Annotated in this window: 14 protein-coding genes; 9 read left to right on the top strand and 5 right to left on the bottom strand. The window is 58.7% G+C overall.

Annotated elements, in window-relative coordinates; genetic code table 11:
- The first annotated feature begins 49 nt into the window (after window positions 1-49).
- The 3 genes from IEW65_RS11870 (at window position 50) to IEW65_RS11860 (ending at window position 4,698) form a co-directional block, all read left to right on the top strand.
- Window positions 50-481 carry a baeRF12 domain-containing protein gene (locus IEW65_RS11870; RefSeq protein ID WP_188639915.1) on the top strand — a complete coding sequence of 144 codons (432 nt, stop codon included), beginning with the start codon at window positions 50-52 and terminating at the stop codon, window positions 479-481.
- 102 nt (window positions 482-583) lie between these two features.
- On the top strand, window positions 584-2,452 hold the full coding sequence (locus tag IEW65_RS11865) for a methyl-accepting chemotaxis protein (protein WP_188639688.1): 1,869 nt from the start codon (window positions 584-586) through the stop codon (window positions 2,450-2,452).
- Window positions 2,453-2,592: 140 nt separating this feature from the next.
- Window positions 2,593-4,698: a methyl-accepting chemotaxis protein gene (locus tag IEW65_RS11860; protein WP_188639687.1), complete on the top strand. Its 2,106-nt coding sequence runs from the start codon at window positions 2,593-2,595 to the stop codon at window positions 4,696-4,698.
- A 3-nt stretch (window positions 4,699-4,701) separates the two neighbouring features.
- Here the strand turns inward: IEW65_RS11860 and IEW65_RS11855 are convergent, their stop codons facing one another.
- On the bottom strand, window positions 4,702-5,628 hold the full coding sequence (locus IEW65_RS11855; protein ID WP_044629892.1) for a LysR family transcriptional regulator: 927 nt from the start codon (window positions 5,626-5,628) through the stop codon (window positions 4,702-4,704).
- A 193-nt stretch (window positions 5,629-5,821) separates the two neighbouring features.
- On the opposite strand from IEW65_RS11855, the gene IEW65_RS11850 reads away from it, so the two are divergent.
- A complete protein-coding gene (locus IEW65_RS11850) occupies window positions 5,822-6,598 on the top strand; it encodes a ferredoxin--NADP reductase (RefSeq protein ID WP_009098338.1) in 777 nt (258 codons plus the stop codon).
- 168 nt (window positions 6,599-6,766) lie between these two features.
- Here IEW65_RS11850 and glnK read toward each other — a convergent pair whose 3' ends face one another.
- The 3 genes from glnK to IEW65_RS11835 all read right to left on the bottom strand — a co-directional run bounded on the left by glnK (window position 6,767) and on the right by IEW65_RS11835 (window position 9,031).
- Entirely contained in the window at window positions 6,767-7,105 is a 339-nt protein-coding gene (gene glnK / locus IEW65_RS11845) for a P-II family nitrogen regulator (protein ID WP_009098335.1), read from the bottom strand.
- A gap of 264 nt (window positions 7,106-7,369) precedes the next feature.
- Window positions 7,370-8,617, bottom strand: a complete 1,248-nt coding sequence (locus tag IEW65_RS11840; RefSeq protein WP_188639686.1) for an ammonium transporter — start codon at window positions 8,615-8,617, stop codon at window positions 7,370-7,372.
- A 75-nt stretch (window positions 8,618-8,692) separates the two neighbouring features.
- Window positions 8,693-9,031, bottom strand: coding sequence for a P-II family nitrogen regulator (locus tag IEW65_RS11835; RefSeq protein ID WP_058579766.1), 339 nt, complete (start codon window positions 9,029-9,031; stop codon window positions 8,693-8,695).
- A 371-nt stretch (window positions 9,032-9,402) separates the two neighbouring features.
- Between IEW65_RS11835 and IEW65_RS11830 the strand changes: the two genes are divergently transcribed.
- The 5 genes from IEW65_RS11830 to IEW65_RS11810 all read left to right on the top strand — a co-directional run bounded on the left by IEW65_RS11830 (window position 9,403) and on the right by IEW65_RS11810 (window position 15,806).
- Complete coding sequence (locus IEW65_RS11830; protein ID WP_188639685.1) at window positions 9,403-9,759, top strand: accessory factor UbiK family protein; 357 nt, start codon at window positions 9,403-9,405, stop codon at window positions 9,757-9,759.
- Window positions 9,760-10,028: 269 nt separating this feature from the next.
- Window positions 10,029-10,964 (top strand): AraC family transcriptional regulator, encoded by a 936-nt coding sequence (locus IEW65_RS11825; protein ID WP_188639684.1) that lies wholly within the window; start codon window positions 10,029-10,031, stop codon window positions 10,962-10,964.
- A 142-nt stretch (window positions 10,965-11,106) separates the two neighbouring features.
- Window positions 11,107-13,203: a TonB-dependent siderophore receptor gene (locus IEW65_RS11820; protein ID WP_188639683.1), complete on the top strand. Its 2,097-nt coding sequence runs from the start codon at window positions 11,107-11,109 to the stop codon at window positions 13,201-13,203.
- A gap of 107 nt (window positions 13,204-13,310) precedes the next feature.
- Window positions 13,311-14,180, top strand: coding sequence for an ABC transporter substrate-binding protein (locus IEW65_RS11815; protein ID WP_188639682.1), 870 nt, complete (start codon window positions 13,311-13,313; stop codon window positions 14,178-14,180).
- Window positions 14,181-14,297: 117 nt separating this feature from the next.
- Window positions 14,298-15,806 carry a YifB family Mg chelatase-like AAA ATPase gene (locus IEW65_RS11810; protein WP_188639681.1) on the top strand — a complete coding sequence of 503 codons (1,509 nt, stop codon included), beginning with the start codon at window positions 14,298-14,300 and terminating at the stop codon, window positions 15,804-15,806.
- Window positions 15,807-15,816: 10 nt separating this feature from the next.
- Here IEW65_RS11810 and IEW65_RS11805 read toward each other — a convergent pair whose 3' ends face one another.
- On the bottom strand, window positions 15,817-16,404 hold the full coding sequence (locus IEW65_RS11805; RefSeq protein ID WP_188639680.1) for an NADPH-dependent FMN reductase: 588 nt from the start codon (window positions 16,402-16,404) through the stop codon (window positions 15,817-15,819).
- Window positions 16,405-16,415 lie beyond the last annotated feature (11 nt).

Genomic DNA, 16,415 nt, shown 5'->3' with positions numbered 1-16,415 from the left:
ACGCTTGCCATGGTTAAAGGGTAACCAACGACATGGAGGACGTATGACGATGACCACCTATATCGTGGTAGCTGACGCCGCCCGCGCACGTATCTTTACCCGTGATGCGCTAAATCTCGCCGAGCAAGAGAGCCTAGTACACGCAGCTGGCAGGCTGCACGAAGGTGACTTAATTACTGACCGCCGTGGTGCCGATGTCCATGAATCCACGTCAACGTCGTCGCGCTCATCCGGTGAAGAGGGTGCCGCCTCCAAGCATGAGAACGAGCTGTTCGCGAAGGAAGTCGCTCAGCGTCTCTACAGCGCCCGAGTAGATAACAGCATGGAAAAGCTGATCATGGTCGCCCCGCCCAAGTTCTTAGGGTTACTCAAAGAAAAGCTTGATAATCCTACACAAAAGCTGCTGATTCATACGCTTTCCAAAGACCTTAGCAAGGCCTCGATGGCCGATATTCAACACGCGGTCAGTGACCTGCGCTAGCACGGGCAGTTAGCACTTACTTACTATTTTCCTGATTTTTACTAAAGGCATAGACGCTCTCGCCGATACCCATCATGAACCCTGATGACCCCGAGAGCGACTATGTTTTCCTCCCTACGTTTACGCATTCTTTTAGCGGCCCTTACCGCTATTGTGTTGGCTTTGACGGTGAATGGCATTGCCAGCTATACCACTGTTAAACATCACAATAGTGAGCAAGTAAATCGTAACCTCAGCGCTGTTGTGCATGGAAACACCCAGGCCATCGATGAGTGGTTCAATGCGCGCTATACGATGTTAGCCAGCATGGAACACACTGCAGGTAGTGAAGAGCCGCTACAAGCCTTGCGTCAGTTAGCCGATTCAGGCGACTTTATGACCGCTTACATTGCTTACCCGTCTACCTCAGAAGGAATTTTTTCAGACGGATGGCAACCCCCTAGCGATTATGACCCACGTCAGCGCCCGTGGTATCAAGGCGCGGTTAATGCACAAGACACCATCATCACGGCCCCCTATGTCGATGCTCAAACGGGCGGTTTAATCGTTACCTTTGCCCGCCCCTTTTATCAAAACGGCGAACTCACTGCCGTGGTTGGGGCCGATATTACGATTGCGGACGTTATCGATATTGTGGCCAGCATTTCCCCCACACCGTCCAGCTTTGGCTTTCTAACCACCAACGACGGTACGCTAGTTGCCCATCCGGATGAGTCACTGACGCTGGAGCCTTCCAGTGTATTAAGCGATGCGCTCACGCCTGCGGATCTCACTCGCATCGTGCAGGCAGACTCCCCACAGCCGCTTGCTCTGCAAGGTAGCGATAAACTGTTGATGGGCAGCGCTGTAGGCGGTAACAGCGGCTGGCAGCTTGTTGTCGCGCTGGACGAAGCAGAAGCCACGGCGGGCCTACGCGCCATTGCCACCACCTCCATCGTCACCCTGCTGATCGTCGCAGCCATCACCGCCGTGGTCTTTGGAATGCTGCTATCACTGCTGCTACGCCGCCTGCTGGGGGTGCGCAACGCGATGAATAATATCGCCTCTGGCGAGGGTGATTTGACCCAGCGCTTGCCAGAGGACGGCAACGATGAAGTGGCTCAGATCGCCAGCGCCTTCAACCGCTTTGTGAGTAAGATGGAAGCGGTGTTAAGCGATGTTCGTACCAGCAGCGAGTCGGTGCACCACGCTGCCAACGAGATTGCCATGGGCGGCCAAGACCTCTCCCGCCGTACCGATAACGCCGCGTCTAGCCTGCAGCAAACCTCGGCTTCCATCGAGCAGATCACCAGCACCGTTCAGCACACAGCTTCCTCTGCTAAAGAGGCGAACAAGCTCTCTCATGCGGCAACCGAGGTCGCGAAAGAGGGGGGTCTGGTGGTGTCTAACGTGGTCACCACCATGGAAGATATCTCCGACGCCTCCAACAAGATTGGCGAGATTGTCACGCTGATGAACAGCATCGCCTTTCAAACCAACCTGTTGGCGCTGAACGCCTCGGTAGAAGCAGCGCGGGCAGGCGAGCAGGGCCGCGGCTTTGCGGTCGTTGCCGATGAGGTGCGCAAATTGGCGGGCCGCAGCAGCGACGCGGCCAGCGATATCCAGAAGCTGATTGAAGACTCGCAAACCAAGGTGAATAACGGCACCTCGCTGGTGCGCAATGCGGGCAGCACGATGCAGGATATCGTGGCCCATATCACCCGCGTGACCGATGTACTGGAAGAGATCAACGCCGCCACTAGCGAGCAGAGCGAGGGTATCAAACAGGTGAATATTGCCGTGGCAGAGCTGGACCGTATGACCCAAGAGAACGCGGCCATGGTCGAGGAATCCACCACCGCCGCCGAGCAGCTAAAAGAGCAGGCGGATCACCTGACCGGTACTATTAGTAGCTTCAAACTCTCTAACGCGGCATCACCCGCGCTGCAAGCGCCGCATAATCGCTTACCGCATACGCCAGAGACCTTCTAACCGTTTGCCTCTACTCCATGGCCGCCGCAGCGCCCGCGGTGGCGGCCATGTCACGCGTTAGCCATGAATCTTTGTTTTACTGGCTAAAAGATGGCACTCGATACGCTCTTCCGCCTCTTGCTAAAACAGGACCACTGCTCATGCACTTTCGCTCCCTTCGCTCCCTCGTTTTGGCGTTGGCAGGCCCTTGCCTGCTCGCTGTGGTCGCCGCGCTGGTGGTTTATAACCTGATCGCGGCCGCCCGCACCCAACAAACTGTTGAGGAGCACACCCAAACGCTCATGCAGAGCGCACTGGACGCTCGCCTCAATGCCATTGCCGAGGCCGAAGGTGAACGTATTCAACGCGAACTGGATAAGGCCATGACGCTGGCCAGCCAGCTTGCGACCACCAACGCCTTGATGGGCGTGGAGGATGCCGAGGGCCAGCGCGCGCTCTACCTGAGCCGCCGTCAGCTCTCCAACTTGGTACGGCAAACGGTTGCCGATAACCCGGCGTTGCTGGATGCGTTCATCGGCTGGGAGCCCAATGCCTTTGGGGACGACGCCCGCTTTGCTGGCGACGAGCGCTACGGCCACGATGGCAGCGGCCGCTTCATGCCCTGGTGGTACCGCACCGGGGATGGCTCGCTCGAAGTCTTACCACTGGGCGGCACCATGGAGAGCGAAACGCGCCTGGCCAGCGGCGTGCGTGAAGGAGAGTACTACCTCTGCCCACGCGAAACGCTCGCCCCCTGTGTGATCGATCCAGCTGCCTACGATTATGACGGCGAAACACAGCTGGTTACCTCGTTTAACGCACCGATTTTGGTGAATGGCGAATTTCGCGGCGTGGCCGGGGTCGACCTATCGCTGAACTTCATTCAAACGCTGCTACGCGACGCCAACGCTGCGCTGTATGACGGCGCAGGACGGATGGCGCTGGTCGCCGGGCGCGGCGGTTTGGTGGCGGACACCAACGGTGAAGAGGCTCTTGGCCTGCCTGCCAGCAACGCGCTGAGCGACACGGCCATGGCAGGCATTGCCGAAGCGACGACACAAGACAGCCTCTACAGCAGCATGTCCGACGGCATGTTTCAGCGCTATCAGCCGCTAACCATTGGCGATACGGAGCAGCCGTGGGTGCTAGTGCTACAGCTGCCCGAGTCCGTCGTGCTCGCCGAACTCAACGCGCTGCAAAACGTTTTGAGCGATCAGCGCCAGCAAAATACCCTGGGGATGACGCTCGTAGGGCTGCTGCTGGCGGCCATCGGCATCGCTGCCCTGTGGTGGATCGGTGGCCGTATTGCGCGTCCGCTCAAACGCTTAGCGAACAGAATGGAAGAGATCGCCTCTGGAAACGGCGATCTCACTCAGCGCCTGCCCGTGCATGGCCGCGATGAGAGTGCCGCCGTGGCCGCGCAGTTCAACGCCTTTGCCGAAAAAATTCAGGCCATTCTGCTGGACGTACGGCGCAGCAGTGAGGCCGTGAACCACGCGGCCAACGAGATCACCCAAGGCGGCCATGACCTGTCACGGCGCACCGAGCAAGCCGCTGCTAGCCTGCAAGAAACCTCGGCAGCGATGGAAGAGATCAGCAGCACCGTCAGCCACACCACCCACGCCTCCCAAGAGGCCAGCGGGCTGTCCAACACCGCCTCGCAGCTGGCTTCCCGTACCGACAAGGCGTTTGTTCAGGTGGTCTCGACTATGGATGACATCCGCGCGACCTCGGCAGAGATTCAGAGCATCGTCAGCGTAATCGACGGCATTGCCTTCCAAACCAACCTGCTGGCGCTCAACGCCTCAGTAGAAGCAGCGCGGGCTGGCGAGCACGGGCGCGGCTTTGCCGTAGTGGCCGATGAAGTGCGTAAGCTGGCCTCGCGCAGCAGCGACGCCGCCAAGGACATTCGCCAGCGCATCGATGCGTCTGCCAACAAGGTCGAAAGCGGCACGCAAATGGTACGCGACGCCGAAGTCGCCATGCACGAGCTGGCCGATAGCGTGACTCGCGTCACCCAAATGCTGGGCGATATCAGTACGGCAGCAGGCGAGCAAAACGACGGCATCAACCAAGTCAGCATCGCGGTGACCGACCTGGATCAGATGACCCAGCAAAACGCCGCCCTGGTGCAAGAGTCCACCACCGCTGCAGAGCAGCTCAAAGACCAAGCGGACAGGCTGGCCGCGCTGGTGGGTGGCTTTACGCTAGAGGCGTCGCAGCACCAGGCTCAGTCACTCCCAAGCCCTGATAAGGCCAAGGTGTAAACGCTAGGGAATCGGCGGCAGCGGAATATCGTCACTGCGCTTGGCCCCGGCGGTCATTTCGCGGCAGAGCCTTAAAAACTCCCGCACACCGGTGGTCAGGTACTTGTGGCGATGCCAGATAAAGGTGAACTGGCGCTTTAGATCCAACTCCGGCGTGGGCAGCGGCACCAAGCTGCCGCGTCGGAAGGCATCGCGCAGCGCCAGCCGCGAAACGCAGCCAATCCCTAAGCCCGATTCCACCGCGCGCTTAATGCCCTCGGTATGCTCCAGCTCCAACAGCGTATTGAACCGGCTGCGACGGTGGCGGGCGGCATGCTCCAGGGTCATGCGCGTGCCTGAGCCCTCCTCGCGCATGATCCAATCCTCCCGCAGCAGTTGGTCCAGCTCCAGATGCTCCCGCCCCGCCAGCGGGTGGCGCGGCGAACAGAACACGCACAGCTCATCCTCGACCCAGGGTTGGCTGATGATCATATCGTCATCGCACTGCCCCTCAATCAACCCTAAATCCAGCGAGTGCTGGCGCACGCCCTCGATGATATGCCGCGTATTGCGCACCGCCAGCCGCACTCGGCTGCCGGGGTAGCGCTGCATAAAATCGCTGATCAGCAGCGTAGCGAGATAGTTACCGATAGTGAGCGTCGCGCCGACGTCTAACGCACCCACGCCCTGCTGGCCCCGTAGCAGCTCCTCGACCTCCTCGGCGCGGTCGAGCAGGGCTACCGCCTTAGGCAGCAGCTGGAAGCCGAGTGCGTTGAGCTTTAGCCGCTTACCAATGCGGTCGAGCAGTTGGCAGTCGAACTGGCGCTCTAGCTCAGCCAGTGCCGTGCTGGTGGCCGATTGCGACATGGCCAGCGCGCGCGCCGCGTGAGAAACGCTCTCGTGCTGGGCGACGGCTACAAACACTTCTAGCTGGCGCAGGGTGTAGTGCATGACCAAAACCTATCTGTAGAGTGATCGGCAAAAACGCTATATCGATTTTAAAGATAAGCGTTATCAAGATAATTTGCTTAACAGATATACCACCCTTTATTTAGAATAAGCAGCAACCTATAGAGCTATTTTTTATTCTTTTTTGGAATATGGCGAGCAAGGCTTAGGCCGCGCTGCCCCTGGAGGAGTTAGCATGAGCAAGTTTGCCCTGGAAGAAGTGCTAAGCGTTCACCACTGGAACGATACCCTGTTCAGCTTCCGCACCACCCGCGAGCGCAGCCTGCGCTTCAAAAACGGCCAGTTTGTGATGATTGGCCTGGAAGTGAACGGCAAACCGCTGATGCGCGCTTACTCCATCGCTAGCCCCAACTACGAAGACCACCTTGAGTTCTTCAGCATCAAAGTGCCCGATGGCCCGCTCACCTCACGCCTGCAGCACCTGAAAGTGGGCGACCAAATCATGGTCAGCCGCAAGCCGACCGGCACACTGGTGTGCGACGACCTGCTGCCGGGCCGCAACCTGTACATGCTCTCGACCGGCACCGGCCTTGCGCCGTTTATGAGCCTGATCCAAGACCCAGAAGTCTACGAGCGCTTTGAAAAAGTGGTGCTGATCCACGGCGTGCGTGAAGTCTCTGAACTGGCCTACGCCGACTTCATCACCAAAGAGCTGCCCGCCCACGAATACCTGGGCGAAGAAGTCGCGGAGAAGCTGGTGTACTACCCCACCGTGACCCGTGAAGAGTTCCACACCATGGGCCGCCTGACTGACCACATCCGCAGCGGCAAGCTTTTTGAAGACACCGGCCTACCGCCGATTGACCCGCGCCAAGACCGCGCCATGATCTGTGGCAGCCCAGCGATGCTGGACGACACCAGCGCACTGCTAGACGAGTTGGGCCTGAACATCTCCCCGCGTATGGGCGAGCCGGGCGACTACGTTATTGAGCGTGCGTTCGTTGAGAAGTGAGTGGTGAGTGGTGAGTGGTGAGTGGTGAGTGGTGAGTGGTGAGTGGTGAGTGGTGAGTAGAAAAATTCTAGCCGCTTTAATGACTACATCACTAATATAAAGCCCCTGCTGGAGATGATCCGCAGGGGCTTTGTGCGACTTACGCCTTACAATTCACAATTCACAAACCTAAACCGCGTCTTTACCGGTTTCGCCAGTACGGATACGGATGACCTGCTCAAGAGGCATCACAAAGATTTTACCGTCACCGATCTTACCGGTGTTGGCGACCTGGGTAATCGCGTCGATCACCTGCTCGGCCATATCGTCGTCAACGGCCACTTCCAGCTTCACCTTGGGCAAGAAATCCACCACGTACTCTGCGCCACGGTAGAGCTCAGTGTGGCCCTTCTGACGACCAAACCCTTTTACTTCCGTTACCGTAATGCCCTGCACGCCGATATCAGAGAGCGATTCGCGTACGTCATCAAGCTTGAACGGCTTGATAATGGCTGAGATCAATTTCATTGCGACATCCTCTAGCTTGGTGGCCCACTGTTATCAAAACAGCGTTATTAAACGGTTGTCATAACCCATCAAGGTTAGCGGGGCGCTCACATAGCCAAGCCCGTTACCCAGTCGGTTAAGCATACACCGCCATGAGCGGAGAATAAAAAACCCGTACGTACCTAGCTAATAACCACCGACGTGCCGCCTATTCGTAAACGACAAAAAGGCCTCCCACTCGGGGAGGCCACAAGGAGCACGCCAGCTCACATGATTAGCGCAAGCTTATTTCTTAACGCTAAACTCGGGGTAGGCTTCCAGACCGCACTCAGCGATATCGACGCCTTCATACTCTTCTTCTTCGCTAACGCGGATACCCATGACCGCTTTCAGCACCAGCCATACCACCAAGCTTGCGATGAAGACCCAGCCAAAGATGCCCACGATACCGATTAACTGTGCGCCGAAAGAGGCATCGCCGTTGGTGAGCGGTACTGCCAGCACACCCCAGATACCGACCACACCGTGTACGGAGATCGCACCGACCGGGTCATCCAGTTTCAGCTTGTCGAGGGTCACGATAGCACCCACCACAATCAAACCACCTACCGCACCAATCATCGCAGCGCCAAGGGCAGAGGGAGAGAGCGGGTCAGCAGTAATCGCGACCAGACCCGCCAGCGCACCGTTCAGTGCCATGGTGAGATCCGCTTTACGGAACCACAGCTTGGCTAGAACCAGCGCGGCAATCACGCCACCGGCAGCCGCTGCGTTAGTGTTCACAAATACTTGTGCCACGTTGTTGGCTGAACCGATATCGGACATTTTCAGCTCAGAGCCACCGTTGAAGCCGAACCAGCCCATCCACAGGATGAAGGTACCCAGCGTTGCCAGCGGCATGTTGGCACCAGGAATCGCGTGGATAGAGCCGTCTTTACCGTATTTGCCTCGACGCGGACCCAGCACCAGCACACCCGCTAGCGCTGCAGCTGCACCGGCCATGTGCACAATACCGGAACCTGCATAGTCAGAGTAACCGACTTCAGACAACCAGCCGCCGCCCCACGTCCAGTAGCCAGACACCGGGTAGATGAACGCAGTCATCACGACAGCAAAGGCCAGGAATGCCCACAGCTTCATGCGCTCGGCCACGGCACCAGAGACAATCGACATCGCGGTCGCCACAAACACTACTTGGAAGAAGAAGTCAGAGCGCATGGAGTAGTAAGGCGCATCTTCGCCACCGGCCAGCACTGCATCGACGCTGTTTTCGGTACCGATCAAGAAGCCCAAACTTGGTAGGAAGCCACCTGCACTGCTGGAGTACATAATGTAGTAGCCCACCAGCAAGTACATGGTGCAAGCAATCGCAAAGAGTGCAATGTTCTTCGTTAGGATCTCTGCTGTGTTTTTAGAGCGGACTAGGCCCGCCTCCAGCATAGAGAAACCTGCGGCCATCCACATAACCAGCACGCCACAGATCAAGAAGTAAAACGTATCGAGCGCATAGCTCAAGTCAGCTAACTCATTCATGAGGTGTTCCCCGTTGGTACTAAGAAGATGTACTTGGCGACGTTACAACGTCATCAGCAGATCGATGGGCGGCGCTTAAACGGCGTCGGCACCGCGCTCACCGGTACGAATACGGATCACATCTTCCAACGGCGTTACAAACACTTTGCCGTCGCCGATTTTGCCGCTATTCGCTGCATTACAAATGGCATCCAACACGCTCTCCAAACGTGCATCATCAACGGCGACTTCCACTTTCACCTTGGGCAAGAAGTCGACCACGTATTCCGCACCGCGGTAGAGTTCGGTATGCCCTTTTTGGCGACCAAAGCCTTTCACTTCGGTCACCGTAATCCCTTGAACGCCGTTGTCGGCGAGCGCTTCACGAACGTCGTCAAGCTTGAATGGCTTGATGATAGCGGTGATGAGTTTCATCCCGGATCTCCCCTGCTGGATCAGTCCCACTCGGTGGATAGCGGCATGGCCGCCCGAATTTAGTGCTTGCCCTGCTAATGCGCATACCGTGCCACCCACTTTTTTATTTTTAAATTTCAGTCACTTAATCTATTTATATAAGCAACTTACGGTAACAGACCGGTGCCACCTATTAGCGCCCGCCCAGGCTTTGCACCATTAATGAACATTAAAAAAAGCTAGGCGCTCCATTTCGATGCATTTATCCACTCCCCATCTGCTCACCGCCCATTGCGCTTAATTAACAAACGGCACATGCGAATCCACGACGGGTTGCGTATCCTTACTCACAAGCAGTTCACATTTATGCGTGATCGTTTAAGGAGAGAGCCATGGCGCCCCAAGATCGCATTAGCCGCTTAGCCCAGCAGATCGGCGACCGTTTACAGAATGCGTCGCAAGCCCCGGAAGATATTCAGAAAGGTGTCCAGCAGGTGGTACGCGGCGCGTTTGACCGCCTGGAGCTGGTATCGCGGGAAGACTTTGATATTTTGATGGATGTGCTGCAACGCACCCGCTCGCGGGTAGAAGCGTTAGAGCGCCAAGTGGCCAGCCTGGAAGCGGCGGTAGAAGCCTCTAGCACCACCGCACCTACGCCCGTAGAAGCCGAAGTACCGCCCACCCCGGTACAACCTTCTAGCACTACTAAGCCAACGCCCGGTAAGCCAGCCACTGGCGACACGGAGTAAGTACGCCGTTTTGCTCAGTATGGGGCAGGCTCGACTGCCCCACTTCTTTCATTTTTCTTCGCTCCCTTTTCTTCGCTCCTTTTCCCTTTCGCCCTTTCCTTCTCCCCGCCCTCCTACCTAACCCAATATTCCACACCAGTGAACAAGAATCACTATCATTGACAACCCTAGAGATAGTGCTATCGTGCGCTTATCTGCAGCCTCCCGCGTGCCGTTAAGCACCAATAAGGCGCAGGCACTACGCCTCCTCCACCATAGCGACTGCCCCCATGCCCCAGCAGGAACGCTTAGCAACGCCTGACATCACCCCCCTTTCATTGGCCCAGCTTGGCCAGCGCTTCGGCATTCACTACCGCGTTGAAGGCCCTGTTTCTCCGCGCCAGCCGGTCGCTACGGGTCATGTTCATGACGTTAGCCTGCGCCAAGGGATGCATTTAACGCTCTCTGATCTGCAGGTAAAACGTGGCTATACCTCCACGTCTTACCAAAGCGTGCCATGGTTTTTGAGCGTGATCTTAGAAGGCACAATTCATATCCAAATGGGCAAGCAGCAGATACAGCTCTCTGCAGGGGATGGCGTATGCAGCCACTTTGATGCCCGACACCCACTCACGGTGCACCAGCCTGTTCAGCCACGCCTTCGTACTGTGAATATTGCGGTTCTAACCACTGCCCCCTTAGGGCTTCCCGCCCCGCCTGATGCTGCGTGTTTGCATTGCTGGAAGCTCCCCAACGCTCTCTGCGAAACGCTTTGCACCATTAGTGAGCAACCGCCCTCGCTCTGGCGACAAGCGATGGTGTGGCAGGGATTAGCGCTCCAGCTAATTGGACTAGGTATGCCCGAGCGACCGACAACGCTGCCGGAGCACAAACGTCTCTCTGCCCGTGATCGTCGCTGCCTCACGGCGCTGCACGCACGCATTGCCCAACATCCCGCCGAGCCTTATAGCCTCGTTGCATTAGCCAAAGAGGCCGCCATGAGCCCCAGCAGCCTTAGGCAGAAGTTTCGCACCCGCTACGGCTGCGCCCTGTTCGACTATATTCGCCAAGTGCGCCTGCAGCAGGGGTACGAGGCGCTGCTTCAAGGCCACAGCGTTCAACACGCCGCCCACCGCTGCGGTTACCGCCACGCCAGCAACTTCTCTAGCGCCTTTAAGCGCCACTTCGGCTTTTCCCCTCACGAGCTCCATCAGGCCAGCGTATAAGCCGCGCTTAAGTTCCCCAGACGCGCCCACTTATGTCAGCACGCATAGCAGGCTTGGCACGGCGCATACCTTTTCGACGCCATAAAAAGCAATAATTCTCATTGCTTAATAAAACTGATTCCACCTCCTCCCAGGATCACTTATGGCCTTCACCTATCATCCGCTGTTATTGGCCCCCTTAAGCAGTGCGCTGCTCATCGCGCTGGCAACGCCTGCTGCGGCACAACCGAGCACTGCCTTAGCTACCGTGACCGTGACTGCCCAGCAGGCGGCGACCAAAGTCGCCACGCCTTTTGTTGAAACCCCGCAGAGCGTTTCGACTATCACCGAGGCGCAGATGACGCAGCGCGGCGTCAACACGGTGCAGCGCGCCACCGACTACACCCCCGGCGTGTATAGCAACCAAGTAGGGGCTTCCAACCGCTTTGATTACTTGGTGTTAAGAGGCTTCTCCGATGGCAGCTTGAGCAACACCTTTTTAGATGGTTTGAAAGTGATGGGTGACGCTAACTCCCATAGCAGCATGCGCATCGACCCCTGGTTTTTAGACAGTATTGAAGTAGTGCGTGGCCCGGCATCCGTGCTCTATGGCCGCGCCTCGCCGGGTGGCGTGGTAGCGCTCAACAGCAAACGCCCTGAGTTTGAGCCGAGCGGCGAGCTGCGTTTTAGGGTCGGTAATAACCATCAGCGCAGCGCCGCGTTCGATCTCACTGGCCCGCTGGGGGCAGAGCAGCGAGTCGCGTTTCGTCTCACTGGCATCGCCAGCGCCGCCGACACCCAGTTTGGCCCTGCCGAAGAGGAGCGCTACGCCATTGCGCCAAGGCTGACCTGGGACATCACCGATGCCACCAGCCTGACCGTAGAAGCCTACCTGCAAGACGAACCGGAAGGCGGCTACCACTCCGGCGTGCCCTATGAAGGCGCTGTGATCGCTCGTAATGGCCGCAAAATCAGCAATAACTTCTTCGATGGTGAAGCCGACTACGACGCCTATGAGCGCACCCAGCGCATGCTCGGCTATACCTTTGAGCACCGCTTTAACGACCGCGTCACCGCCCGCCAACTGCTGCGCTATCTCAATTCAGACGTCACGCTCAATCAGGTGTATGGCTTTGGCTGGGCGTCGCCGACCTCAAACGAACTGACCCGCTACTACTCCGGCAGCGAGGAGTCGCTTCAGGCTTTCACGGTGGATAACCAGTTAGAGGCCCGCCTGACCAGCGGTTTTATGGAGCACACGCTGCTGCTGGGAGCGGATTACCAGCAGCGTGAGAACGAGGTTGCCTGGCCTTCCGGTGCGTTTCCCTCTTTGGATGCTTTCAACCCGGTCTACGGCAGCGAACCGCTGGCGTTCTACGCGCCCATCCTGGAGAACCACGAGCTAGAGCAAACCGGGGTCTACCTTCAGGATCAAATCGCCGTGGATAACTGGCGCGTAACTCTGGGCGGACGCTTTGACTGGGTGAATATCGACAACACCAACCGCGACAGCGGTAATACCAGCGCGCTCAGCGACACCCAGTTTAGCGGCCGCGCCGGGGTGGTGTACCTGTTCGATAACGGCCTAGCGCCCTATGCCAGCTACTCAACGGCCTTTACTCCCACCAGCTTTGTGGACGCCAATGGCGACCTGCTAGCCCCCATGGAGGGCGAGCAGTGGGAAACTGGCGTGAAGTACCAGCCCAACGAACAGCAGCAGTACAGCGCGGCGCTGTTCCGCATCAGCCAGGAGAACGTGGCCACCAAAGAGCAGCCTACCGACCCCTACCGCGCCGTAGGCGAGATTGAGTCGCAAGGCATCGAACTAGAAGCTCAAACCCAACTCACCGAGGCGCTCTCGCTACAGGCAGGCTACAGCTTTACCGACATTACCTACGCCAAAAGCGACGACGGCAACCAGGGCAATAACGCCATTTACTCACCCCGTCATCAAGTACAGCTGTGGGGGCACTATGCGGTGCAGGAGGGTTGGCTGAGCGGTGTGGATATCGGCGTGGGCGTGCGCCACTACGCGGATATTGCCGCCGACCGCGCCAACACCGCCACAGTGCCGGACTACACTTTAGTTGACGCCACGCTGGGCTACGACTGGAGCCAAGCAGGCCTCAACGGCGTCGAAACTCGCCTGAATGTACACAACGCCCTGGATAAAGAGTACGTGGCGTCGTGTAACTCTCTGGAGTACTGCTATTTCGGGGCCGAACGCGGCGTCACCGCCAGCGTTCACTACCGTTTCTAGACAGTACCCACACCCAGGCACACCCCCTGCGCGTGCCTGGGTGTTTCTATTTGCAATTGATAAACATAATCGTTTAAATAAAGCGCTTATTGCTAGGTACAGACCCCATGCGCTGCTTCCCCCAACTGCTTACCCTGGCTCGCCACAGCCTGCTTGCGGCGGGCCTGCTGCTGTCTACCGCCAGCCACGCCCAGTGGGCCACCATCGACTGGACCATTGCCGAAACGCTGCTGGCCATCAATGCCCCCGTGAGCGGCATTGCGCAGCAGCCCGCCTACCACGACTGGGTGGGCGAGCCGCGCATTCCCGAGGGAGTGATGGATATTGGCCTGCGCACCCAGCCCAACTTCGAGCTGATGGCCCAATCGCCCCCCGAGCAAACCCTGCTCTCGCCAATGTTTACCGGGCTAATTCCCCGGCTAGAGAAAATCGCCCCGGTGGGCACCTTCGCGCTCTACTCACCGGGCGCTGATACGTGGCAGGAGATGCAGAGCCTTACCCGCCAGTTGGGCGAGCTCACTGATCGCAACGCCGAAGCCGAAGCGCTGATCAAGAGCACACAACAGCTAATGGCCGAACTGCGCCACCAGCGCAGCGACACCACTCCACTGCTGATGGTGCAGTTTATGGATGCCCGCCATGTGCGGGTGTTTGGTGAGAACAGCCTCTACAACGCCGTGCTGGAACAGCTTGAGCTGCCCAACGCCTGGGATCAGCCCACCAACGCCTGGGGGTTTTCACTGGCCGGTATTGAAGCACTGGCACGCTACCCGGATGCCACGCTGGTTGTCGTCGACCCACTCCCCGCTGGCGTGGAAGAGCAGTTGGAAGGAAGCGGCCTGTGGCAGCACCTGCCGAGTGTTCAAAATGGCCACCTACTGCACCTGCCGCCGGTGTGGAGCTTTGGCGCACTGCCCTCCGCCCAGCGCTTTGCCCGCGAGCTGACCACCGCGCTGAACGCACATTTTGCTGAATAGCCCGCCACCCGCCTGCCCACCTCAGTAGCGCTCAACGCCTGAAATAAAGTAGGCTTAGCCAACGAGATAGCTCATTAAACTGAGCGAGCCGATTGAGAGACGTTGCGAGGGAGCGCCATGACACTAGCAATTGTGGCCACGCGGGCAGGCGTGGGGTTGGAAGCACCGGCGGTACATGTAGAGGTTCACTTGGCTAACGGTTTGCCGGGGTTAACCCTGGTGGGCTTGCCGGAAACCGCCGTAAAAGAGAGCCGCGAGCGGGTGCGCAGCGCCTTGATCAACGCGGGTTTTGATTTCCCCAACACCAAACGCATTACCCTCAACCTCGCCCCGGCGGATCTGCCCAAAGAGGGCGGCCGGTTTGATTTGCCGATTGCGCTGGGCATCCTCGCCGCCTCTGGCCAAATCCCGGTGGATGCGCTGGAAGGCATGGAGTGCGCGGGGGAACTGGCCTTGGATGGCAAGCTGCGGGCGGTGCCCGGCGTGCTGCCATTTGCGCTGGCTACCCGCCGCGCTAACAAAGCGCTGATTGTGCCCCGCGCCTGCGCCGATGAAGCCGCCCTGGCGGGCGATTTACCGGTGCTGCCCGCCGACTCTCTCTGGCAAGTGGTGGCCCACTTGCTGGGCCAGGAGAAAATTCAGCCCCACCAGCTCTCAGCCTCCGTTAAATCCACCGCCCCGGTGGCGGACTTAGCCGACGTGCGCGGCCAGCATCAGGCCCGCCGGGCGTTAGAGGTCGCTGCCGCAGGAGGCCATAACCTATTACTCGCAGGCCCACCCGGCACCGGTAAAACCATGCTGGCCAGCCGCTTACCCGGCATTTTGCCGCCGCTGTCAGAGGATGATGCGCTACAGGTGGCGGCGGTGCGCTCGGTATGTGGCTTAGCGCTGGAAGCCGACTGGGGCCAGCGGCCCTTTCGCCAACCTCACCACAGCGCTAGCGCCGCCGCGCTGGTCGGCGGCGGCTCAAAACCCAAACCGGGTGAAATCTCGCTAGCGCACCACGGCGTGCTGTTTTTGGATGAGCTGCCGGAGTTTTCCCGCAACGTGTTAGAAGTATTACGCCAGCCGCTGGAAACAGGGGAAATACATCTCTCCCGCGCCAGCCATGAACGCCGATATCCTGCTCAATTTCAGCTCGTTGCCGCGATGAACCCTTGCCCCTGCGGGCACCTGGGCGACCCGCGCCAACGCTGCCAGTGCAGCGCCAGCCAAATTCAGCGCTACCAGGCACGGCTCTCTGGCCCTTTATTGGACCGAATCGATTTACAAGTGGAAGTGCCCGCGCTACCACCAGAGCAGCTCACTGCACAAACCCAGGGCGAGCCCTCCAGCGCGGTGCGCGAGCGGGTGATGGCGGCTCGGGAGAGGCAAATGGCTCGCGGCGCGCTCAACAGCCAGCTCAGCGGTAAAGCGCTGGAAGCCGCCTGCGCCCTCAATGATGAAGAGCGCGCTTGGCTCGCTGACGTGCTGGAAAAGCTCAAGCTCTCTGCCCGCGCCTACCATCGCGTGCTGCGCGTGGCGCTGACGCTGGCTGATTTACAGGGCGAGCCCAAGCCTTCCCAGCCGCACTTTATCGAAGCCATCGGCTACCGGCAGTTAGATCGGCTATTGAAAGGGGCATAAGCCCCCTTCGTCATTGGGCGTGTGTCGCCGCGAGGGAGTCGACCAAGCGTTGGCACAGTGCATCCAGCTTTTGGCCCGTGGCCTCGTCGTGCAGCACACCGCTGTCGTTGAAGGCGCTGCCTGCTTTGGGGAGCGAGAGTGGCTGGGGCAGCACGGTGAGGCTTAGGTTCGCTAATAGCTGCTGGCCCAGCGGCAGCGCACGAATGCCGCCTAAACCACCGGGGGAGGCGGCCACCAGGGCAGCCCATTTACCGGCAAACAGCCCCAAGCCGGGAGTGTCGCCGTAGGGGCGCGAGAGCCAGTCCAGGGTATTTTTTAGCAGCGGCGTAATAAAGCCGTTGTACTCCGGCGAAGCGATCAGCAGCGCTTGGTGGTCCGCCAACATCTCACGCAGTTTCAGCACGTTCTCCGGCATGCCTTGCGCTTCAATGTCTTCATCAAACAGCGGGCAGGGGTACTGTTTTAAATCAAGAAAGGTGGCTTTGCCGCCTAACGCCTCAATGCGCTGAGCCGCCAGTTTGGCCAGCTGTTTATTAAGCGAGCCTTCCCGGGCGCTGCCCGCAAAAACCAATACTTTGGGTGGTTGGGTGGCGGTCATGGCCTCTCCTT

The sequence above is a fragment of the Vreelandella lutescens genome (assembly GCF_014640815.1).
Lineage (GTDB): Bacteria > Pseudomonadota > Gammaproteobacteria > Pseudomonadales > Halomonadaceae > Vreelandella > Vreelandella lutescens.
This window is presented reverse-complemented; position numbering and strand designations above follow the sequence as displayed.